Below are 21,828 nucleotides of genomic sequence, written 5' to 3'. Positions count from 1 at the left end.
TTTGAAATGATCAAGTAATAGCTTTTTATTATTGGTACTATTTTATATTCTTAAATAAGTAACTAGAATTAAAGGCACTTTATGTACAAAAAAAATACTGCTCTACTTCTATTATGAAGCAGAGCAGTATATTATCAAATTAATAACTAACTTTCTTATTTGATTAAAGCGAGTTGTCGCTCTATTTCTTTTACAGTAGGGGCATAGTCTATACCGAGCCCCTCTTGTTGATAATCTAATTCTCCTTTGGTATTAAATACACTAATGATATTAGAGTGAGAGAAGTCTATTGGAGAGATCTTTTTGTAATTCACAGCTAGAGTAGCTGCAAATTCTCTTGTGTCTTCTTCAGTAGAACGTAAGAATACCCATTGAGGACCATCCATTTGATTCTCTTTAGCAAATGCTTTTAGACGTTCAGGAGTATCTACTTGTGGGTCAATGCTGACTAATACATATTTTACCTTATCTGCGTTTTTACCTTTTACTCTTTCCTCGATATTACGCATATCAGCTACTAATCGAGGACATGCAGCTTTACAAGAAGTATAAATCATGACCATGACTAATACATTGCCCTGTAAGTCTTTTAACTCAATATCCTTACCATCTTGTGTAGTCCAGGTAGAAGGTAGATTGTAAATAGACAAATCAGAAATCTCTTGTGACTCTGTTGTCTGTTCTGTAGCTTGAGGTTGTTCTTCTGTAGCTTTAGTCTCTTTACAACTAGTTAGTAGTAAAGTAGAGCAGCTTAGTAATGCTATCAATGTCTTTTTCATAATGATGTTCTTTTTTTTTAAGGGTTTTGTGCACATCTAAAACCTAAGTTTTTTGTTGTAAAGTTAGCTCTAAGACTACCTCTAAAACCGTATCGCATAAAGGCAGCATAGTCCATCAGGTCAGAAGCATTAATAGAAGCACTTCCACAGAATAAGTTCTCGTCATTGCCCTTGTCTTTGCGACTTTCTCCAGACAAGAAGATTGAATTATAGTCTGCTACCCACTCCCATATTAAGCCATGCATATCATATACACCCCAGTAATTTTTAAAGGTGCTCCCTACAGGATTGACATAAGTCTTAGGAGTCTCGTACCAAGCGAGGATATACTTATTGTATTCTTCTTTTTGGCGAGCATCCATATTCTTAGCATCAGCCATAGCTACATATTCCCATTCATCCATAGTAGGTAATCTTTTGCCTTGTAGTTCACAGTATTTTTTAGCTGCGAACCAAGATACATTGGTCACAGGAGCATTAGGTTTTAAGTCGCCATAGTCTAAATCACTTTTCCAATGAGATAAATAACTTTTATTAGCAAATAATGCTTTGATCTGTGAGCGTTGGTAATTTGAGTTTTTCTTTAAGAACTCTACATACTGTTCATTGGTCACAGCGTATTGATCCATTTTGAAAGAAGCTACTTTTACATAGCCGTCTTCTGTACTACCGTAAAGTGGAACAAAAGTTCCACTTTTGATAGTGACCATCGGTGTCATTTTCTGAGCATATATTCCTGTTAAGGTTACTATGCTCAGAAGACACACAATGAAGTTTGATTTATCAAGAAAAAACATTTTATCTATTTTTTTGAACCATTTGAGGGCTCACTACAGTTTTATTATTTCCCCAACTATTGTACACATAAGTCAGTACGTCAGCAATCTCTTGGTCACTTAAGTTTTGACTTGTCATGATAGAGTTATATTTTACTTTGTTAACTGTAATCTCTCCTTGTAGTCCGTTTATAACTGTTTTTATCGCTCTATTCACATCTGCATTTAAGTAATCAGATTTTGCTAGAGGAGGGAATATTTTCTCTATACCCTGTCCTTCAGATTGGTGACAAGCAAAACATGTTCTAGTAAATACACTCTTACCATCAGCTATTTGTTGTGCAAGCGTTTTGTTTTCTATTACCTCTTTTTTAGCTGGTTCTTTAGGCATATTTTGTATAGTACCTCCTTCAGGTAAGTATATTCCTTCTTTTATTTTACCTGCAAATACTTTCTGATTTTCGTCTCCTTCTACTTTAAGCATTCCCAGAGCTCCTTTATTAAAGGCTCTAAAGATAGAGTGGTCTACTAATACAAATGTACCAGGTGTATTTACTTTAAATTCTACTATCGCCGCACCTCCTGCTGGTATAAGTGTAGTCTGTACGTTTTCGTTGATTAGATCAGCTCCTTCTACATGTACTCTATCGAAGATCTCTCCGATTACGTGGAAAGAACTCACTAAGTTAGGTCCACCATTACCTACATATAATCTTACTGTTTCTCCTACTTTAGCAGTGATTGCGTTTTCATTGACCAATCCGTTTACATGTCCATTGAATACTACATAATCAGGCTGTTCTTTTAATGCTTTATTCATGTCGAATGGTTGTAGTCCTTTCTCTCCATAGTTCCCTTTTGTATAGAAGTCCCCTTGCATCACATAGTACTCTTTGTCTACAGGAGGTAGTCCACCTTCAGGCTCTACTAAGATTAGACCATACATCCCGTTAGCGATATGCATCCCTACTGGAGCAGTAGCACAGTGGTATACATATAGACCAGGATGTAGTGTTTTAAAAGAGAACGTTACCTCGTGTCCAGGCGCTACTAGTGATGATGCAGCTCCACCTCCAGGACCTGTCACAGCGTGAAGGTCAATATTGTGAGGAAGTTTATTGTCAGGGTGATTTTTAAGTGTGAACTCTACTTCATCACCTACACGTGTACGGATAAAGCTACCAGGTACGGTACCACCGAAGGTCCAATACATGTATTTTACCCCATCTACCATTTCACCTTCTTGTTCTAAAATCTCTAGATTAACAATTAGTTTCGTCGCATCCCTTTTTCCTACAGGTTTAGGTACTAGGGGAGGTGCAGTTAGTTCAGCTTCAGCTTCTCCTTTGACTACTATTTGTTCAGCCATCTCTGGAGTCATCTTTGTAGGAGTCTTGTCCTTCTGTTGACAGCCTCCGATTGTTAGTAAACCTAGAGATAATAGTAGTACTCCAAGTTTGGTTTTTAGTGTTTGTACCTTTGTATTCATAACTGTGTTCTTTTGTTCATTTTTGTATATCAAAGATAGAAGACCTTATTATCTTTTATTGTGATAAATATCAGTTTTTAAAAATTGAATGAACTTTTTTTACTCGTTATAAAATAATTATAAGATTGGAAGTATTTTAGCTAAATAGCTGGATATTATAGAAGTGTATTGCTAATCTTGCATGTGAAATAAAGAATGGTAAATAAAAATAATACTAATATTTTTAAAGTCACTTCACGTACTGTGATTATTAGAAACGAAAATTTATACTTAATTATAGGGTATTATAGTTTGTGAAGATTAGATAGAGAAGTTTTGATCTATCTGTTTAAGGATAATCTCTGCTAATAGTTTTTTAGCACGCATAATCTTGACCTTGACATTGTTTAAAGGCTCATTTAAGGCTTCTGCGATTTCGTTATAAGACATTTCTTGGAAGAAACGCATATCTATTACTTCTTGATAATGGGGTTTAAGTAAGTTGATATAACTTTTAAAGATCACTAGATTCTGTTCTTGTATCAGTTCATCTTCTTTGTTCATCGTATCATCTATGATATCGTGATACTGTTGATTCTCCTCGTCATTGATATCTAAGAAAGACATATTCTTGCGCTTTCTGATCATATCGATATGCACATTTTTAGCAATGCTGATCAGCCAAGTATTAAAGGCATAAGTAGGGTCGTACTTACTGATATTGGTAAATGCCTTCGAAAAAGTTTCAATAGTAATATCTTCAGCATCCACTTCATTTGCTGTTCTTTTAAGCATAAAGTTATATACTTCAGACCAATAATGGTTTAGCAAGAAGGTAAACGCTATCTGGTCTCCCTTTTGAGCTGCTAGGATATTTTCTTGAACTAAGTTTTTCAAATTTTTTTACGTGTAATAAAATGTACTATTGAGTAATACGTAGTGATAAAAATATGAATAATTTCTAAGAATGGCAGTGTCCAGACCAAATCTTTATCATCAAATACTTTAAATAACTTATAGTTATAGATGTATATAATCAAATAACGGAATACAAATAACCCTAGTACAATCTCCCAGTTAAAAAGAAAACTGATCAGCGTAGTGAATAGCCCGATGAATAGAAGGTGACATAGACTAAAGAATCTAATCTTAAATTGTGTAAAGATAGATGAGGTTCTAAGGAGTAAGTCGTACTTCTTTATATTACCTGTCCATGTACTAGTCTTGCTCTCCACTTGTAAGCATACGAAGCTGTCGCGATCATGTGCGGTTGTTGTATTACTACTTGTCCCTATTTGATTGATGAAGGCATACTCATCTCCATAAGGAGTTTTCATATGGTCTATAAACCCGTTTACTTTAAAGAACAACTCTTTATTATATCCTTGGTTATAAGCATTTCCGTGGATAGGTCTGCCATACGACACCCATGAGAATAGGTTTATTGTCTTATACGTATTTTGGAAACGGATTAATTGATTGATAAAAGACCTTTTCTTTTTTTCGATTTTAGTATGTCCTAGTATTACTTTCTTAGTAGAAGAGAATCCTTTGCTTATCGCTAGCAACCATTTATCTGATATAGGAGTGACAGCAGGTTCTGTAAAGATGAAGCGCTCATACTTAGCCACCTTCATCCCTAGAGTTAAGGCGTACTTCTTATTGCCCCAGAAGGCCTCGATATTTTCTACATTGACTAGTCTAGTGTTAGGGTAAGTCAAACAGAATTTTTCTAATATTTCTAAGCTTTCGTCATCAGAGGCACTATAGACTAGTATTACTTCATACTCAGGATAGTCTTGTTGTATAAGTACAGAAAGGAAGTTTTCTAACTTCTCCTGTTGATCTTTTACATAAGCAATGACAGAGATAGGTTCTAGGTCAGCATATCGTTTAGTCGGAAGGCTACTAGACATAGCTAGTGGTCCATAGATGATAATATACTGTAATATTTCTATAACTATAACAGCAATGAAAATGTAAAATAAAAGTGTTAGCATAGTGAATATCTATTCCCGTAAGGTCTGCAAATGTACGATTAATCTGTTAAAAGAATATAGATGCTTGTTTAAAAATAGTTTATATATTTTGATTATACTGCTTTTGGGTTACATCTGTATTGTATTTTATTAGATAGATATATTTATCTAAAAGAAAATATGTAGTAATTCACCCCAAATAGGTGTATATATTTACTTATAAAAGTATTTTAAACAAGCTAAATACATTTTTAAAAGATATTGACTTCTGCATGAATAGAAATACCAAATAAATTAAAAACTTCTCGCTGTACAGTCTCTGCTAGTTTCTTGATTTGCTCGCCTTCTGCTTTTCCGTAATTAACTAGCACTAGAGCTTGCTTCTCATGTACACCAGCATCACCTAGTCGGTATCCCTTAAAGCCACTGGTCTCGATTAGCCATCCTGCAGGTATTTTTACCTCCTGTTCATTGATGACATAATGAGGCATGCTAGGGTATACTCTGTGCAGTCTTTCGAAGGTGTCTCTGTCTACGATAGGGTTTTTAAAGAAGCTACCACTATTACCGATTTCTTTAGGATCAGGCAGCTTACTCTGTCTGATAGAGATCACAGCATTACTAATATCTCTAATACTAGGAGCAGTAATGTTATCAGCGTCTAATTGACTTTTTATAGCGCCGTATTCTACCTTTAGATTGTGATTTTGTTTAGTTAGTTTATACGTTGCAGATAGAATGATGTATTGATTCTTTAGCGCATTTTTAAACACACTTTCTCTATAGTCAAACTCACATTCAGCATTTGTGAAGTCTCTTATTTCTAATGTCTCCATATTAAGAGCCTTACAGCTGTGTAGCACATCTTTAATCTCTACTCCATAAGCACCAATATTTTGGATAGGCGTAGTCCCTACATTACCTGGTATAAGAGATAAGTTCTCCACACCTCCATAGTTGTGCTCGATACACCATAGGACGAACTCATGCCAATTCTCTCCAGCCTCAGCCTCTACATATACATAGTCGTTATCCTCATTGATGATATTGATTCCTTTTAGATCTAGCTTGATGACGATCTTATTGATGTCTTGTGTTAGTAGCATATTACTACCTCCTCCTAAGATGAATAGCTTGTCACTTTTATTAGCCTTGACTATTTCTTTTAGATCATTTATCTGTTTTATTTCAATAAAATATTTAGCCATTACATCTAATCCAAACGTATTATATGGTTTTAGCGATACATTCTCGTGAATATTCATTGTCTTAGGGGTATTATTAGTTTATTCTTCGTTTTGTTGAATTTTAAAAATCTCGTAATCTTGGTTTACACTATTTAACAAGCTTTCTGTTCGATCAGCGTGTGTATCCGAAATAAAGAGTTGACCAAAGGTATCTAAATTAACTAGCTCTAAAATCTTGCGGACTCTATTCTCGTCTAATTTGTCAAAGATATCGTCAAATAAGAGGATAGGAGCTACGCCTCGCTGTGTTTTTAAAAACTCAAATTGAGCCAATTTTAATGCGATTAAGAATGACTTTTGCTGTCCTTGTGAACCAAACTTTTTAATAGGATGTCCTGTCAGTTCGAATGCCAAGTCATCTTTATGTATCCCGACAGAGGTGTACTGTAGCATACGGTCTTTGGCAAGATTCTCTGCGAATAGGTCTAGCATAGATTTATCATCTAACTGCGTCTCATATTCTAGAGATACATCATCTTTATTCTCTGTGATCAGACTGTGATAATGAGAGAATATAGGAGTGAACTCTTTGATGAAATCTCTTCTTTTCTCGTGAATAGGGTGTGCCAATTCTGCAATCTGCTCATTATAGACTGCCAACGTCTCTCCGTCGAAATAGTGATTCTGAGCGAAGCTCTTAAGAAGCGCATTACGCTGACTGATTAGCTTCTGGTATTGTATAAGCAGTTGTAGATAGTTGCTGTCCATCTGAGAGATCACACTATCGATAAACTTACGTCTAGTCTCACTTCCTTCTGTAATTAAGTCGCTGTCAGAAGGAGAGATAATCACTAGGGGAATAAAGCCAAAGTGATCAGAGAATCGTTCGTAGTTTTTATTGTTTCTCTTTAGGATTTTTTTCTGTCCTTTTTTTAGGCTACATACGATGTGCTCTTCCTTTTCATCTCTAATGAATGTACCATCGATTACAAAAAAATCTTCGTTGTGTTTGATATTCTGTACAGCTATAGGGTTGAAGTAACTCTTCCCGTAAGCCATATAATATATAGCATCTAAGATATTGGTTTTACCAACTCCATTTAACCCAATAAAACAGTTTATTTTCTGGTCAAAAGAGAAAGTATTATCGCTAATATTCTTGAAATTTAATATGTTTAATTTTTTTAAATACACGTGGTTACTGGTTATTTTAACGTTTTAGAGAGTGCTTTATCAAATTTTGGTGCAAATTATCAAAAATATAGATAGAAAGCACTTTTATATTACAATAAAAATCCTATTTTTGCGACTCATTAAACTTTGTATAAATGGCAACTTATAATAAAAGAGGTTATAAAGCCCCTAAACCTGAACAAGAAAAAGAAGATAATGAGTTTGAACAATATAACAATATTGATTCATCTAACAGTAAGACAGCTGAGGTATTTAACTCTTTAGATCAAGGAGCAAATAGAATGGAAAGCTGGGTAGTGCGCAATCAAAAAGTAATTTTTGGTATCGTAGGTGCTGTTGCTTTGGCTACTTTGGGGTATGTTGGTTATGACAAATTTGTTGTTGAGCCAAAAAATGATGACGCTGCGAACGAAATGTTTCAGGCACAGAGTTATTATAACGATGCTTTAATGAATGGTACTGCTAAAGACTCTTTATTTAACTTAGCACTTAACGGTGGAGAAGGTAAACTAGGATTCTTAGGAATTATAGAAAATTACGGTGGTACACAGTCTGCAGATTTAGCAAACTATTATGCGGGTACAGCATATTTACATAAAGGAGATTTCGCTAAAGCAATCGAGCACTTAGAGAAATTCAAAGGAAATGATGCAGTATTAGCACCATTAGCTTTAGGAGCTATTGGAGATGCTTTCTCTGAATTAGGGCAACAAGAGCAAGCTTTAGAGTATTATCAAAAAGCAGCTGCTAAGCAGAAGAACGATTTTACTACACCTAGATATTTAAATAAAGCAGGTTTAGTTGCTTTAGAATTAGGTAATAAAGAAGAAGCACTTAAGAGCTTCAACGAGATTAAAAATAACTACCAAGGTTCTGTAGAATACAGAGGAGTAGATGCCTTGATAGGTTTAGCACAATAAGTATGGCAACAGCAAATAAAAACTTATCTGAATACGATAAAACTACACTTCCTGACGGGAAAGATTTTAGAGTAGGTGTCGTAGTATCAGAGTGGAATGACCAAATCACTAATGGATTGTATTCTGGTGCAGAAGCAGCCTTATTAGACTGTGGTCTATTAGCTGAAAACATAGTTCGCTGGAATGTACCAGGTAGCTTTGAATTAATTTTCGGAGCAAAAAAAATGATAGAAGCAGATGAGACCTTAGATGCAGTTATTGTAGTAGGGTGTGTGATTAAGGGAGAGACGATGCATTTCGACTTCGTATGCGAAGGAGTGACACATGGTATTAAAGACCTTAACCTAATCTCTGATATCCCTGTGATCTTCTGTCTACTGACAGATAACCATATCGAACAATCTATTGCTCGTAGTGGTGGAGAACACGGAAACAAAGGTACAGAAGCAGCTATCGCAGCTTTAAAAATGATAGATTTAAATAGAAAAGCATAAGCTCAATCTGTTTATAATATATAAGATAGAGGATTTCTAGCAATAGAAATCCTCTTTTTTTGTTTTATATTTTTCAGTAAGTGGGGATGTCTGACTATTAATACTGTTTAGCGGGTACCTCTTTTCTTTATATTTTTTCTTTTCTAAAATAATCTTTCTTCTTTTTTTAAAAAATGGATCTATTTCAGCACCTTTTTTAGGGGTTTAAAGAGAACTAATCCTACTTTTTTACTCTTTACCCTCTATTTTCCTTCTTTTGGGGCTTTAAATTAAAAAAAGTATATGCTTTTTTTTAGTATTGGTTTTTTGTTAACTTATTGATTTATAGTTATTTATTTATTTTTAGGTCAAATTTGTGTTTTACTTGTATAGGCTTTCAGCCCATAGAAATAGGGGGTTCTGCTGAGATCCTTCGACAATACATGGACAATACTCCGTATTTAGTGGAGGAAAGCGTGTGTTTGTCCAAGGATGCTCCTTTTATTCTCAGAGCATTTTCCTCTAAACTACTAGGCTGACAAAGTCTGCGATGGTAGGGTATGTGAGAAGCATCTCACTAGTAACTCCACAAACATATAGGATGGGATTCTTCGCAGGCTCAGAAGGACATAGCAACTAGATATACTAACCACGACCAATGTCATGCTGACAAAGGAAGCATCTCACTAGTAACTCCACAAATATATAGGATGGGATTCTTCGCAGGCTCAGAATGAGAGTAGGAGTGGATATACTTACCTCTAACAATGTCATGCTGACAAAGGAAGCATCTCACTAGTAACTCCACAAACATATAGGATGGAGGTTCTTCGCAGGCTCAGAATGATAAGGGGGGTGGATGTACTATCATCATAATTATTCTAGAACTTATCAGCAATGTTATTTACTAGATAAGTATTTAAAAAAAGGTTGTCATAGGATGAGGTGAGTAGTGTTTAATTCTATAATTCAGAAAGTGTCCTCTATATTTTAGAAATAAATTACAATAGAGAAATAGTAAAGGAATTTTTAATTCTTTAAATTTGTCCTTTAAGTGGAATTTATCTAAACAATTAGATTAATAATAGAGGAGCAAATAGATGTCAGATATTATTCGTTTACTACCAGATCACGTAGCGAATCAGATAGCAGCAGGGGAAGTAGTACAACGCCCTTCGTCTGTGGTTAAGGAATTGATAGAGAACTCTGTCGATGCTGGAGCTACAGAGATTAAGTTGATTCTAAAAGAAGCTGGTAAAACTTTAATACAGGTTATTGATAATGGAAAGGGTATGAGTGATGTCGATGCACGTATGTCATTCGAGCGTCATGCTACTTCTAAGATTTCCAAAGCAGAGGATTTATTTGCGCTAAGTACTAAAGGATTTAGAGGAGAGGCTTTGGCTTCTATCGCAGCGATTGCTCACGTGGAGTTAAAGACTCGTACACATGAGGCTGAGCTAGGTACCCATATCGTTATAGAAGGGACTAAACTAGTGAGTCAGGAAGTAGCTGTTACTCCTGCAGGGACTTCATTTTCAGTAAAGAATTTATTTTTTAATATACCCGCACGACGCAATTTCTTAAAGTCCGATAATGTAGAGTTTAGAAATATTATTGATGAGTTTGAGAGAATCGTATTAGTGCATCACAATATACATTTCTCTTTAATACACAATGGTAGCGAAGTGTTTAATCTATTGCCTACGAATGCTCGTCAGCGTATAGTCAATGTATTCGGTACTAGAACGAACGAAAAGTTAGTACCTATTAAAGAGAATACAGAGATCGTAGAGGTAACAGGATTTGTAGGGAAACCTGAGTTTGCTAAAAAGAGTAGAGGAGAGCAATTCTTCTTTGTGAATGATCGCTTTGTTAAAAGTGGTTATTTACACCATGCTATTATGGCGGCTTATGAAGGACTTCTAAAAGAAGGAACACACCCTAGCTATTTCATCTACTTTAATGTACCACCAGATAGTATAGATATCAATATACATCCAACGAAGACTGAGGTAAAGTTCGACGATGAACAGGCCTTATACAGTATTCTTCGCTCTATCATTAAGCATAGTCTTGGACAGTTTAATGTAGCGCCGGTATTAGATTTTCAGAGAGATGCTAGTTTAGATACTCCGTATGACTTCGAGGGAAAAGAAGCATCAACTCCTACTATAGAAGTAGATAGAAACTTTAACCCTTTTCACAGAGAGCTACTTACAGAGTCAGATAAGTTTGAATATAATCCATTTGATAATAATGCGGCTATGTTTATCGGAGCTACGGATAGTAGTATAGAGAACACTCGCTTTATAGATGATCTGGAGAATAATGAGACGTATGTATCCATGAATCCGTTCGGGGATAAGGTGACGAATAAGGGGAATGATATAGAGAATAACCGCTTTATAGATGTCCTAGAAAGTAAAAGTAATACGGAAGAAAATATTTCTTTAGGTGAGACGTTAGAGAGTAAAAGTAATCATAGCCCTTTAAGTTATACCGATGATCTAGGTGAAGTACTAGAGAGCAAAGGAAATAATACTGTAGAGGATAGATATGAAGAGGAAATCACACTGGGATCTAAAGTAAATAAAGAACCAGATGTTATAGAATCTAAGTTTAATAAACTTTCTGTGAAGAAGAGTTCGTCATCCTCATTCTCTAAAGGAGCCTTGTCTTCTAAGAGTAATATAGAAGGATGGGAGAATCTCTATGAAGGACTTCGTTCTTCTGGGGAAGATCTAGATGTGTCTGGCATAAAATTAGAGAGTGATTTTGTGACAGGGAATCTGTTCGAAAATAAACAAGAGGAAATCACGGGAGTGAAACGCTTCCAGATTAATAGAAAGTACATTGTCAGTCCGATAAAGTCAGGAATGGTAATCATCGATCAGGGGAGAGCGCATCAGCGTATATTGTATGAGAAGTTTATGGAGAGTATACAGAATCATACAGCCTCTTCTCAACAGTTATTATTTCCATTGACATTGTATTACTCTCCTTATGAGGTAGAAATACTAAGAGAGTTATACCCGATGTTACAACAGACTGGTTTTGGGTTTGAACACATGACACAAGATTATGTGGTTATCTCAGGATTGCCTGTTAATATATCAGAGAGTGAGGCTTCTATCGTATTAGAAGATTTGATTAGTGACTTCCAAGATGGAGTACCTAAGACAGCAATGGGACAAAGTGACCGCATTGCCAAATCATTAGCACATAGTTTATCTGTGAAGACAGGAACTGTGCTAAATGATGAAGAACAAGAGAATATTGTGAACTCATTATTCGCTTGTCAAGAACCAAGTGTATCACCTTTTATGAAACCTACTTTTGTAACGATGAAAGTAGAGGATATAGAAAAAAAATTCGCATTATAATGAGAATATCAGAGACAGTAAAACATTTAATTATAGTGAATGTAATCTTCTTCGGAGCTAGTATGTTTATACCAGCGATCAAAGAGTTATTCGCAATGTATTATTTTGAAAGTCCATCATTCTATGTTTGGCAACCTTTAACTCATATGTTCATGCATGGGAGTATCATGCATATTCTGTTTAATATGTTTGCTTTGTTCTCTTTTGGTAGTACGTTAGAGATGATGTGGGGAGGTAAGAAGTTTCTTACTTTTTACTTGCTATGTGGATTTGGAGCGGCTCTATTACATACAGGAGTGAATTATTTTAGTGTTCATTCTGCTGTGTCTACTCTTACAGATAATGGGTATAATGTTAGTGATGTAATGGCGCTATTAAAAGAAGGAAAGTATGATCTAAGATGGGGAGGTATACTAGGAGATGGTCAGTTACATAATTTTCTATCTGCATATAATACGCCTGTAGTAGGGGCATCAGGTGCTGTGTATGGGTTGTTAGTAGCCTTTGCGTTTATGTTTCCTAATGCAGAGTTAATGATGATGTTTATCCCAGTGCCTATTAAAGCTAAATATTTTGTACCAGGTATTTTATTGATAGATTTATACGGAGGTGTTGCAGGTAGCTTCAGTCTATTCGGTGGAGGTGGAGGTATCGCTCACTTCGCTCATATAGGGGGAGCATTGATGGGGTATTTATTAATGATGTATTATAAGAAGACACAGTTTAACAATAACCGTTGGGATAGATAATGAGTAAGCTATTAGATGATTTGAAGTTCCAGTATAGAGCTGGTGGTATTGTGCAAAAGTTGATTTACTGGAATGTAGGTATTTCAGTAATCATTATGTTGTTGCAAGTATTCTTTTCTTCCTTTAGCGCTAGTTTATTATCTTGGTTAGCTCTTGGGAGTAACCCTATGTCACTATTGTATAAGCCATGGACGTTATTGACGTATTCATTCGTACATGCAGGAGTGATTCACCTTCTTTTTAATATGATTGTCTTGTTTTTTGTAGGAAGATTATTTGCTACTTTTTTTACAGACAAGCAGTTTTTAACTTTGTATCTATTAGGTGCTTTATTAGGTGGTGTGATCTTCTTGCTAGGTGGAATGTTTATGTCGACAGGGTCTATACTAGTAGGAGCCTCAGCAGCTACTATAGCTCCATTAGTAGGAGTGGCAGTGCATGCTCCTATGATGCAAGTGCGATTAGCTTTAATCGGAAATGTAAAGATGTGGCATATTGCTACTTTTATCATTATTTTAGATGTTATCCAGTTGAATACAAGTAATGTAGGAGGGCATCTGGCTCACTTAGGTGGTGCGCTAATGGGACTGATCTATATTAAAATGTTAGAGGCAGGAACCGATTTAAGCATTATCTTTGATAAAATAAGTAACCTATTTAAACGAAATCAAGGAACTCGTTTTAAGAAGGTATATGTAAATAATAAAGAGAATCGCCGAGAAACAACAGTCAGTGAAAACAAGGATGAGAGACAACAGAAAATAGATAAAATATTAGATAAAATCAGTAAATCTGGATATGAAAGCCTTACTAAAGAAGAGAAAGACTTTCTGTTTAGAGCTGGAAAAGAGTAAAATATGAAGAACCTATCTTGGTTTAACAAGTTTGTATTTGGGACTAATATATTAATGGCGATTATGTCATTAGTAGGGTATTTTTTGCCTTTTTTAGCACCTAAGTTATTTCCTTTATTATCTGTATTTACGCTAATATTACCTTTCTTTTTGATTATTAATCTAGCGTTCTTTATCTATTGGTTAATTCAATTAAAAAGGCAAATATGGTTGTCTTCTTTAATTCTAATACTTGGGATTACTTTTGCTAATAAGTTTTATAAGTTCTCAGGTAGAAATGAGGAGGTCGGAGAAAAGGAGTTCACTTTAATGAGTTATAATGTTCGTCTTTTTAACTTGTTTAATTGGATCCCAGATGAGCATGTTCCTGATAAGATTAAAGAGTTTGTAGATCTACATGATCCTGATGTATTGTGCTTTCAAGAATATTCTAAGAATACAAATATAAAGTTCAGCCAATATCCTTATAAGTTTATTACCTCACATGGTAATAAGATAAAAACGGGACAGGCTATTTATTCTAAGTTTAGAATTATAGATAAGGGAGAGATTAACTTACCTAGTTCTAATAACAATGTGATTTTTGCAGATATTCTAAAAGATCAAGATACAATAAGAGTGTATAGTATTCACTTACAATCTATCAGTATTAGCCCTGATATCCACGAGAGTATTGATGAGGCTAAGTCTAAGCTAATCGTTAATCGTATAGCAAAGGCATTTAAAGAACAGCAGATGCAATCCGAGTTAATAGAATCTCATATGAATGATGTGTCTATCCCTAAGATTATCTGTGGAGATATGAATAATAGTGCATTCTCGTATGTGTATAGGAATATTAGAGGGAATCTAAATGATGCATTCGTAGAAGGGGGGACAGGATTTGGTAAGACGTATGACTTCGCTTATCCGATGCGTATTGACTATGTGTTCGTAGATCCTCGTATTCATGTCAAGTCATTTAAGACTTATCCAGAGTTTAAAAATTCGGATCACTTCCCGTTAATTACAAGATTGGAAATCGATAGCCAAGAAGATAAATAAAAAAGAGCTTAAATAATTATTTAAGCTCTTTTTTGTTATATTAAGTCTAAGGTTCTTTCTAGTGCTATCCCTCTTGATCCTTTAATCAAGATTAGCTTATTCTTAAATACTTCGTTAGAATGGTCAAGAATATGTTGTTTAAACAAGTCAAACGTTTCGAAGAAGTGTATGTCTTCTTGTGTGACATTAATAGATGCTTTAAAGAACTCTCTTCCTATAAAGTATGCTGTTTTATTTTTAACATCACTTAATCTAGTCACGATATCTTTGTGCTCTTTATAACCTTCTTTTCCTAGCTCAAGCATATCTCCTAAGACGAATACTTTATCGCGTTGATCATTTAGTTGATCAAAGTTAGTCAATACAGCGTCCATACTGCTAGGATTAGCATTATAAGCATCTAATAAGATCATAGAGTTATCTTTAGTAATCCACTGTGATCTATTATTAGTAGGGATATAGTGTTCTATGGCTTCTTTAATATCGTTTAAATCCACATTGAAGAATTGACCGATAGTTAATGCAGCAGCTATATTAGTCGCGTTATAGATTCCTGTAAGGTTAGAGTTAATTACCTCTCCTTTATAGTATACTGTAGCGTTAGGTTGAGCTTCTAATTGTTCAATAACGATATCAGCAGAGGAATCTGTACCAAAAGTATAACGGCTGAAGGTCATTGTTTTTGCATCTTGTCTAGGGTCATCTAAGTTGACAAAAGCTGTTTTATAGTTATCTTCTAAATAGTCGTATAATTCACTTTTAGCCTTAATAACACCTTCAAACCCACCAAAGCCATCTAAATGTGCTTTTCCAAAGTTAGTAATGTACCCGAAGTCAGGATCAGCTAATTCACATAAGAAAGCTATTTCTTGTTTGTGGTTAGCCCCCATTTCTATAATACCTAAGTCTGTCTCTTCTGTAAGTGAAAGTAATGTAAGCGGAACACCAATATGGTTGTTTAGGTTTCCTTTAGTAGCTGTTACTTTATATTTTTTGCTTAGTACTGTAGCGATAAGTTCTTTAGAAGTAGTCTTTCCATTACTACCTGTTAGCGCTATAATAGGTAAGCCTAGTTGTTGTCTATGGTGTTTAGCTAACTGTTGTAAAGCTCCTAAGGCATCTGGTACATAAAGCATTTTAGCTGGATCAGTAATCAGCTTTTTATTGTCCATAATCACAAAGGCAGCCCCTTTATTAAGTGCGTCTTGAGCAAACTCGTTAGCATCAAAGTTATCTCCTTTTAATGCGAAAAAAAGAGAGTTAGGATGTATGTTTCTAGTATCAGTAGATACACCATCACACTGTAAAAAACATTGGTAAATTTCAGTAATATCCATGAATCAAAAGTATAAAAAAAAGCCCTAATACAATTAGGGCTTTTGAAAAAAGAATATTTTAAAATATGTTAATTCTTCGTTTTTCGCTTATCTGATTTAGGACCTACTTTAGTCATTGCTAATCTGAATCCAATATAATCTGTAGCTTGGTCTTCTGGGAAGAATCTTCTCGTAGCAGGGTCTAACCAATATGCTCTATCTTTCCATGAACCTCCTTTTATAACACGAGATTTCTCATCGTAAAGAGTAACTTTTTTAATTGGTTTAGGACCTTCTCCTTTTATTTTACCACCTAAACCTGTCTGGATATTGTCATCAAATATAGAAGGGTCTAATTCTTCTTGAGCAATTTGTCCAGGTAGATTGCGAACTCTTAATTTACCAGTGCTTAATGTATCAAACTTCACAGTTTCATTTGTTGTAATTTCGATTTTACCATCAGCACCTATTTTGTTTTTATAGTAAACATTTCCTTTATAGAAGTTGAAGTCAGTGTCGTTTAGATCAATAGTTGGGTCATAAACGTCAGCTACCCATTCAGCAACGTTACCAGACATGTCGTATAAACCGAAATCATTAGGAGGGTATGATTTTACTGCATTAGTGATATCACCATTGTCAGTAGACCACCCCGCTATACCACCATAGTCACCACGACCTTGTTTATAGTTAGCATATTTAGTGTTCTGAACGATTGGTTTTCCTTTTTTGCGTTTGCTGCTTTTATCCCAAGGATATTTTTTACGTCCTTTATAGTTGTTGTACTCTCTGTTACCTACTAATCCTATAGCAGCGTATTCCCATTCAGCTTCTGTAGGAAGTCTAAACTGTGAGGTAAACAAACCAGAGTTTTGAGTAGCGTATAAGTTGCGATCACCTTCTTGTGCTTTGTTTCCTTTTCCTTTATAAGCGATATCGCTATTCCCTCCATAAACAGATTCTGGAGAGATAAGGTAAGTATCTGTGCTAAAGTGAGCATCAGATCCTGCTTCAAGAATTTTAGCATCTTTCTTTAAATAACCTGCTTTTTCTAGTGCTAATTCGTTAACACGATCAGTTCTCCATTTAGCATAATCATTTGCTTGTACCCAAGTAACACCCACTACAGGATAGTTAGCATAAGCAGGGTGTCTTAAGTAGCTAGTGATAAGTGATTCGTTGAACCCAGAAGGACCTCTCCATACTGTCGTATCAGGAATAGCACTTTTATAAATCTCTTGATATAATTCATTGTTTTGAGGATATACAGTACGCAACCAATATAAGTATTCATTATACATGATATTGGTAGTTTCTGTTTCATCCATATAAAACGATTGTACGTACATTTCTTTAGGATTGTTATTCCAATCAGCAAGGATATCCTCTTGTATACGTCCCATTGTAAATGTACCTCCTTCTACAGCAACCATTCCTTTAGGAGTACGTTGTTCGTATTTGGTGTTGTATTGAAAACCACCTTTACTATCATTGATTTTCCAACCAGTAGCCGTTGATACGTTGCTGTTTGAATTTCCACAACTCGTAATACTAGCAGCAACTAATATACCTGCCAGTAGTCGAAAGTTTAAAAGTTCTTTAATCTTCATCTCGTTATAAATGGATATAAAATTGTACGCAATTTAATAATTAACGTTTAATTAGCAATGTGAATACTTTCATTTAATCGAAAAAGTATCAATAATTTTTATTTTTTAATAAGCAATTACACTTATAACGTCTAAAAGTATTTTGTATTGCTTAACAAAAAAATAATTGTTTTGTATAAAGTCATACTTTATACGCAGTGCAAATGTAGTTCGAATTACTTAAATGCCATACAAAATAATTGACAATATAAGGAGAAGATTGCTTGTTCTCTCTTGTGAATTTGCTTTTGTTTCTATGTTTAATTAAGTAATTATAATGCAAAAATGTACTGTAATAAGATTAATACCAAAAATTAGAAGTAGATTCTTTTAATAGTATAAAAATGGGGGTGAATATCTTTGAATTATACAAGGAATAGCCCTTAGTTTGAGTAAAAATAGTATTAAGTTTACTTTGTATAAGATACGTGAAAAAGAATTAAAATGTTGATGGTCAAAGTTTCTTGTAGAGTAAGGTATATATTTCGTTTATAATGAAGATCAAAATAATAATTGTTGTTTTTATAAGTTATAATAATAGCTAGAGTCAGATTTTAGTAATGTTAAAAAGATTATATTTGTGAATCTTAAAAAAATAAAGATGAAAAAAGTTACAGCCTTATTTCTTACTGTTTTAGCGGGGCAGTTTATATACGCTCAGAAAGTAGTAAGACCTATAACTACTGGAGTACCTTTCTTATTAATATCTGGAGATGCGAGATCATCAGGGATGGGGGATATCGGGGTTGCGACTTCTAGTGATGTGTTTTCTCAACAACACAATGCCGCGAAGTATGCATTTGCTACACAAGCACAAGGTTTTTCTGTAAACTATAGTCCTTATATGTCTAAAATTAGTAGCGATATGGCTTTAGGTCAATTAACCTATTTTAATAAGTTCAATGAACGTAGTGCTATTGGAGCAAGTTTACGTTATTTTGGAATGGGTGAAATGGAGTTTAGAGATAGTTATCAATCAAGTTCAATCATAAAAAAGCCTAATGAGTTCGCTGTTGATATTTCTTATTCATTGAAATTAAGTGATCGTTTTGGTATGGCAGTAGTCGGACGTTTCATCAACTCTAATCTTAGAATGCCAGAATTAGATGGATCTAACTCTATGGCGAGTCAAGTAGCTGTAGATATAGCAGGTTTCTATGAATCAGATGTAATTAGATTTAGTACTTTCGATGGTAGATGGAGAGCTGGGTTTAATATTCAAAACTTAGGACCTAAGATAAAGTATGAAGATGAACAGTATGGATCTTTTCTTCCTGCTAACTTAAAGTTAGGAGGTAGTTTTGATTTTATTATTGATCAACAGAATACATTAACTATCTCAGGAGAACTTAATAAGTTATTAGTTCCGACACCACCAGAATATAGAAATGATCCAGAAGCGTTAATCGAGTATAATGATACTGGATGGCTTAAAGGAGTGTTTAAATCATTTGGAGATGCGCCTAATGGATTTAGTGAAGAACTGAAAGAAGTAGCGTGGTCTCTAGGAGCAGAATATTGGTATGACAATAAATTTGCTTTTAGAACAGGATACTTCCACGAAAGTCCAGAAAAAGGAGCTAGACAGTATGCAACTTTAGGAGCAGGTTTTAAATATAATATGATGGCTATAGACCTATCGTATTTATTTTCAACATCAAAAATAAATAACCCAATGGAGAATACATTGCGATTCTCATTAACATTCGATTTAGGTAGAAAAACTTATCGAAGAGGTTAAAAAAAATAGTATATTTGTATTGAATCCAAACCATCCCCAATAAGATGCGTTTGGATTTTTTATCTCTAATAGTCAAGGATTATGAAAAAAATTGAAATCGTAACAACGTTCTTAGAATATGATTCAATAGCAGAATTAGAACAAAAAGATCAAGAGTTAATGAATAGGGCTGTAGAAGTGAGAAAGAAGGCTTATGCTCCTTATTCTAAGTTTAGAGTAGGTGCAGCTATCTTATTAGAAGACGGAACTATCGTAGTGGGATCTAATCAAGAGAATGCAGCTTTCCCATCAGGATTATGCGCTGAACGTACTGCTATATTCTATGTAGGGGCTAATTATCCAGATCAGAGAATCTTGAAGATAGCTATTTCTGCATCATCAGATTTAAAAGTTACGAGTACTCCAATTCCTCCATGTGGAGCGTGTAGACAAAGTATTTTGGAATATGAGACAAAACAAGACTCTGCTATAGAAATGTTCTTTATGGGAGCAGAAGGTAAAGTGTGTTACTCTCCTTCGTTAGTAAATATCTTGCCTTTTCATTTTGATAAAGACTCGATGTAAAAGATGTAAAAAAAGAGCTAATCGCATTTATTTTGTTAAGTGAGTTTCGATTTGTACTATAACATTAGTGCAAAGTTGACTATATTTATAAGCATTGTGATATTTTTTAAAAATTAGTAAATATTGATAGATACTGTGTCAATTAAATTATTAATTTTGATACGAGATTTATATCACAATGATATAAACCTTAAGCCATTAAAAAATATTTAACCATTGGCTTTTTTTAATTCTTAAAATGGATACATACGCCCAGATCATTACAATGTTGGCTGGTTCTAACATTGTACACGAAGAGATTTCAGTAGGTAAATTATTACTTACTTTATTTTTAGTTTTCTTAAACGGTTTTTTCGTTGCAGCAGAGTTTGCAATTGTGAAAGTTCGTACTTCTCAAATAGAAGTTCATCAAGAACTAAATTCTAAAGTAGCAGGTATTGCTAAGAATATTGTTTCTAATCTTGATGCATATTTAGCAGCTACACAATTAGGTATTACCCTTGCTTCACTAGGGTTAGGATGGGTTGGAGAAAGCTCATTAACACCTGTTATTATGTATTTGTTTGAAATCTTTGGTTTCACTGGACCTGAATGGTATGGTGTAGCTAAGAGTGTTTCATTTCCTGTAGCCTTTGCTATTATCACAATATTACATATTGTTTTTGGTGAATTAGCACCTAAATCACTAGCTATTCACTTCCCAACGAAGACGACATTTACTATAGCACTTCCATTGCGTATATTCTATTTCGTATTTAGACCTATTATTTGGTTGATGAACGGTTTAGCTAATGGTATATTGCGTATTGTAGGTATTAGCCCAATTCACGGAGCTGATATTCATACAGAAGAAGAGCTTAAGATGATTATTACTGAGAGTCAAGAAGGAGGAGCTATTGAAGAAACAGAGCGTGTTCTGATTCAGAATGTATTCGACTTTGATGACAGACGTGTAAATAATATTCAAAGCCTACGTAAAAATGTCTCAGCTATCGAGATTAATACAAGTGTAATAGAGGCTATCGATTATGCAATCAATGAAGGATATTCTCGTTTTCCAGTGTATGAAGATAATTTAGATAATATTAAAGGTGTTATTTATACAAAAGACTTGATGAAAGCAATGATTCAAGATAAGAGTAACACAGATCTAGCTTCATTACTACGTGAACCTATTTATATCTCTGAGAATGCACTTATTAAAAATGTATTAAAACAATTCCAAGCAAAACACTTACAGATGGCTATTGCTACCAATGAAGTAGGAGAGTTTACAGGTATTGTGACTATGGAAGATATTCTAGAGGAATTGGTAGGAGAGATCCAAGATGAATATGACAATGAAGAACCTGTAGTACAGAGTATGGGAGAAGGTAGATATGTAGTTAGTGCACATTATAACTTATCTGATATTAATAGACTAGTACCTGTTAAGTTTGAAGAAAGTGAACACTATGATACACTTGCAGGTTTAATCAGTGAAGAGTGTCCTGATGACGAGTTTAAAGTAGGAGATATTATAAGACTTGATGACTACGAAGGAAAAATACTTAAGATGTATCGCAATTCAGTAGAGCAAGTGGAGTTAAGCCTTTTAACTAAAGAACAGAAGGAAGAACAATCAGAAGATAAATAATCATAGAGGACAGTATTCGTACTGTCCTTTTTTTTGTAGATTATCATTTGAGTAATTCATTTAGTCATTGTATTGCTACAATTTATCACATTCTAATCAAACGATTAGGAAGA

Annotated in this window: 18 protein-coding genes; 9 read left to right on the top strand and 9 right to left on the bottom strand. The window is 34.5% G+C overall.

Features of this window, described 5'->3' with window-relative positions; genetic code table 11:
- Window positions 1-155: 155 nt before the first annotated feature.
- From E0Z07_RS01910 to recF, 7 genes are all read right to left on the bottom strand, one after another.
- Window positions 156-779, bottom strand: a complete 624-nt coding sequence (locus E0Z07_RS01910; protein WP_006260292.1) for an SCO family protein — start codon at window positions 777-779, stop codon at window positions 156-158.
- 17 nt (window positions 780-796) lie between these two features.
- Complete coding sequence (locus tag E0Z07_RS01905) at window positions 797-1,576, bottom strand: formylglycine-generating enzyme family protein (protein WP_131540178.1); 780 nt, start codon at window positions 1,574-1,576, stop codon at window positions 797-799.
- A gap of 1 nt (window position 1,577) precedes the next feature.
- Complete coding sequence (gene nirK, locus E0Z07_RS01900; protein WP_006260290.1) at window positions 1,578-3,077, bottom strand: copper-containing nitrite reductase; 1,500 nt, start codon at window positions 3,075-3,077, stop codon at window positions 1,578-1,580.
- A 267-nt stretch (window positions 3,078-3,344) separates the two neighbouring features.
- On the bottom strand, window positions 3,345-3,920 hold the full coding sequence (locus E0Z07_RS01895; RefSeq protein WP_006262003.1) for an RNA polymerase sigma factor: 576 nt from the start codon (window positions 3,918-3,920) through the stop codon (window positions 3,345-3,347).
- Entirely contained in the window at window positions 3,917-5,023 is a 1,107-nt protein-coding gene (locus tag E0Z07_RS01890; RefSeq protein ID WP_131540177.1) for a glycosyltransferase family 2 protein, read from the bottom strand. The genes E0Z07_RS01895 and E0Z07_RS01890 overlap by 4 nt, the downstream gene beginning before the upstream one ends.
- Before the next feature lie 230 nt (window positions 5,024-5,253).
- Complete coding sequence (gene murB / locus E0Z07_RS01885; RefSeq protein ID WP_131540176.1) at window positions 5,254-6,267, bottom strand: UDP-N-acetylmuramate dehydrogenase; 1,014 nt, start codon at window positions 6,265-6,267, stop codon at window positions 5,254-5,256.
- A gap of 21 nt (window positions 6,268-6,288) precedes the next feature.
- On the bottom strand, window positions 6,289-7,383 hold the full coding sequence (recF, locus tag E0Z07_RS01880; protein WP_131540175.1) for a DNA replication/repair protein RecF: 1,095 nt from the start codon (window positions 7,381-7,383) through the stop codon (window positions 6,289-6,291).
- A 134-nt stretch (window positions 7,384-7,517) separates the two neighbouring features.
- Here recF and E0Z07_RS01875 point away from each other — a divergent pair, with 134 nt between their 5' ends.
- From E0Z07_RS01875 to E0Z07_RS01850, 6 genes are all read left to right on the top strand, one after another.
- Window positions 7,518-8,303, top strand: coding sequence for a YfgM family protein (locus E0Z07_RS01875; RefSeq protein ID WP_006261999.1), 786 nt, complete (start codon window positions 7,518-7,520; stop codon window positions 8,301-8,303).
- Window positions 8,304-8,305: 2 nt separating this feature from the next.
- Entirely contained in the window at window positions 8,306-8,797 is a 492-nt protein-coding gene (gene ribH / locus E0Z07_RS01870) for a 6,7-dimethyl-8-ribityllumazine synthase (protein ID WP_073028960.1), read from the top strand.
- Between the two features lie 1,079 nt (window positions 8,798-9,876).
- On the top strand, window positions 9,877-12,162 hold the full coding sequence (gene mutL / locus E0Z07_RS01865) for a DNA mismatch repair endonuclease MutL (RefSeq protein WP_131540174.1): 2,286 nt from the start codon (window positions 9,877-9,879) through the stop codon (window positions 12,160-12,162).
- The gene (locus E0Z07_RS01860) at window positions 12,162-12,911 is read left to right on the top strand and encodes a rhomboid family intramembrane serine protease (RefSeq protein ID WP_131540173.1); all 750 of its coding nucleotides are present in this window, start codon (window positions 12,162-12,164) and stop codon (window positions 12,909-12,911) included. Before mutL ends, E0Z07_RS01860 begins: the two co-directional genes overlap by 1 nt.
- The gene (locus tag E0Z07_RS01855) at window positions 12,911-13,765 is read left to right on the top strand and encodes a rhomboid family intramembrane serine protease (protein WP_006260278.1); all 855 of its coding nucleotides are present in this window, start codon (window positions 12,911-12,913) and stop codon (window positions 13,763-13,765) included. Before E0Z07_RS01860 ends, E0Z07_RS01855 begins: the two co-directional genes overlap by 1 nt.
- Before the next feature lie 3 nt (window positions 13,766-13,768).
- Window positions 13,769-14,809: an endonuclease/exonuclease/phosphatase family protein gene (locus E0Z07_RS01850; RefSeq protein WP_006260277.1), complete on the top strand. Its 1,041-nt coding sequence runs from the start codon at window positions 13,769-13,771 to the stop codon at window positions 14,807-14,809.
- Window positions 14,810-14,844: 35 nt separating this feature from the next.
- Here the strand turns inward: E0Z07_RS01850 and E0Z07_RS01845 are convergent, their stop codons facing one another.
- The gene (locus tag E0Z07_RS01845; protein ID WP_006260276.1) at window positions 14,845-16,146 is read right to left on the bottom strand and encodes a UDP-N-acetylmuramoyl-tripeptide--D-alanyl-D-alanine ligase; all 1,302 of its coding nucleotides are present in this window, start codon (window positions 16,144-16,146) and stop codon (window positions 14,845-14,847) included.
- Between the two features lie 68 nt (window positions 16,147-16,214).
- Window positions 16,215-17,735, bottom strand: a complete 1,521-nt coding sequence (gldJ, locus tag E0Z07_RS01840; RefSeq protein ID WP_006260275.1) for a gliding motility lipoprotein GldJ — start codon at window positions 17,733-17,735, stop codon at window positions 16,215-16,217.
- Between the two features lie 640 nt (window positions 17,736-18,375).
- Here gldJ and porV point away from each other — a divergent pair.
- The 3 genes from porV (at window position 18,376) to E0Z07_RS01825 (ending at window position 21,715) form a co-directional block, all read left to right on the top strand.
- Window positions 18,376-19,515: a type IX secretion system outer membrane channel protein PorV gene (gene porV, locus E0Z07_RS01835; RefSeq protein ID WP_006260274.1), complete on the top strand. Its 1,140-nt coding sequence runs from the start codon at window positions 18,376-18,378 to the stop codon at window positions 19,513-19,515.
- Window positions 19,516-19,596: 81 nt separating this feature from the next.
- Entirely contained in the window at window positions 19,597-20,079 is a 483-nt protein-coding gene (locus tag E0Z07_RS01830) for a cytidine deaminase (RefSeq protein WP_006260273.1), read from the top strand.
- A 238-nt stretch (window positions 20,080-20,317) separates the two neighbouring features.
- Complete coding sequence (locus E0Z07_RS01825) at window positions 20,318-21,715, top strand: hemolysin family protein (RefSeq protein ID WP_006260272.1); 1,398 nt, start codon at window positions 20,318-20,320, stop codon at window positions 21,713-21,715.
- Window positions 21,716-21,828 lie beyond the last annotated feature (113 nt).

This window comes from Myroides odoratimimus, assembly GCF_004337635.1.
Taxonomy (GTDB): domain Bacteria; phylum Bacteroidota; class Bacteroidia; order Flavobacteriales; family Flavobacteriaceae; genus Flavobacterium; species Flavobacterium odoratimimum.
Note: the sequence above shows the minus strand (reverse complement) of the source record. Positions and strands in the feature narration are given on the sequence as shown.

What these genes read in the sequence shown, in the direction of transcription:
- E0Z07_RS01910 (WP_006260292.1), bottom strand. Translation starts at nt 779, where the DNA reads ATGAAAAAGACATTGATAGCATTACTAAGCTGCTCTACTTTACTACTA.
- E0Z07_RS01905 (WP_131540178.1), bottom strand. Translation starts at nt 1,576, where the DNA reads ATGTTTTTTCTTGATAAATCAAACTTCATTGTGTGTCTTCTGAGCATA.
- E0Z07_RS01890 (WP_131540177.1), bottom strand. Translation starts at nt 5,023, where the DNA reads ATGCTAACACTTTTATTTTACATTTTCATTGCTGTTATAGTTATAGAA.
- murB (WP_131540176.1), bottom strand. Translation starts at nt 6,267, where the DNA reads ATGAATATTCACGAGAATGTATCGCTAAAACCATATAATACGTTTGGA.
- E0Z07_RS01875 (WP_006261999.1), top strand. Translation starts at nt 7,518, where the DNA reads ATGGCAACTTATAATAAAAGAGGTTATAAAGCCCCTAAACCTGAACAA.
- ribH (WP_073028960.1), top strand. Translation starts at nt 8,306, where the DNA reads ATGGCAACAGCAAATAAAAACTTATCTGAATACGATAAAACTACACTT.
- mutL (WP_131540174.1), top strand. Translation starts at nt 9,877, where the DNA reads ATGTCAGATATTATTCGTTTACTACCAGATCACGTAGCGAATCAGATA.
- E0Z07_RS01860 (WP_131540173.1), top strand. Translation starts at nt 12,162, where the DNA reads ATGAGAATATCAGAGACAGTAAAACATTTAATTATAGTGAATGTAATC.
- E0Z07_RS01855 (WP_006260278.1), top strand. Translation starts at nt 12,911, where the DNA reads ATGAGTAAGCTATTAGATGATTTGAAGTTCCAGTATAGAGCTGGTGGT.
- E0Z07_RS01850 (WP_006260277.1), top strand. Translation starts at nt 13,769, where the DNA reads ATGAAGAACCTATCTTGGTTTAACAAGTTTGTATTTGGGACTAATATA.
- E0Z07_RS01845 (WP_006260276.1), bottom strand. Translation starts at nt 16,146, where the DNA reads ATGGATATTACTGAAATTTACCAATGTTTTTTACAGTGTGATGGTGTA.
- gldJ (WP_006260275.1), bottom strand. Translation starts at nt 17,735, where the DNA reads ATGAAGATTAAAGAACTTTTAAACTTTCGACTACTGGCAGGTATATTA.
- porV (WP_006260274.1), top strand. Translation starts at nt 18,376, where the DNA reads ATGAAAAAAGTTACAGCCTTATTTCTTACTGTTTTAGCGGGGCAGTTT.
- E0Z07_RS01830 (WP_006260273.1), top strand. Translation starts at nt 19,597, where the DNA reads ATGAAAAAAATTGAAATCGTAACAACGTTCTTAGAATATGATTCAATA.
- E0Z07_RS01825 (WP_006260272.1), top strand. Translation starts at nt 20,318, where the DNA reads ATGGATACATACGCCCAGATCATTACAATGTTGGCTGGTTCTAACATT.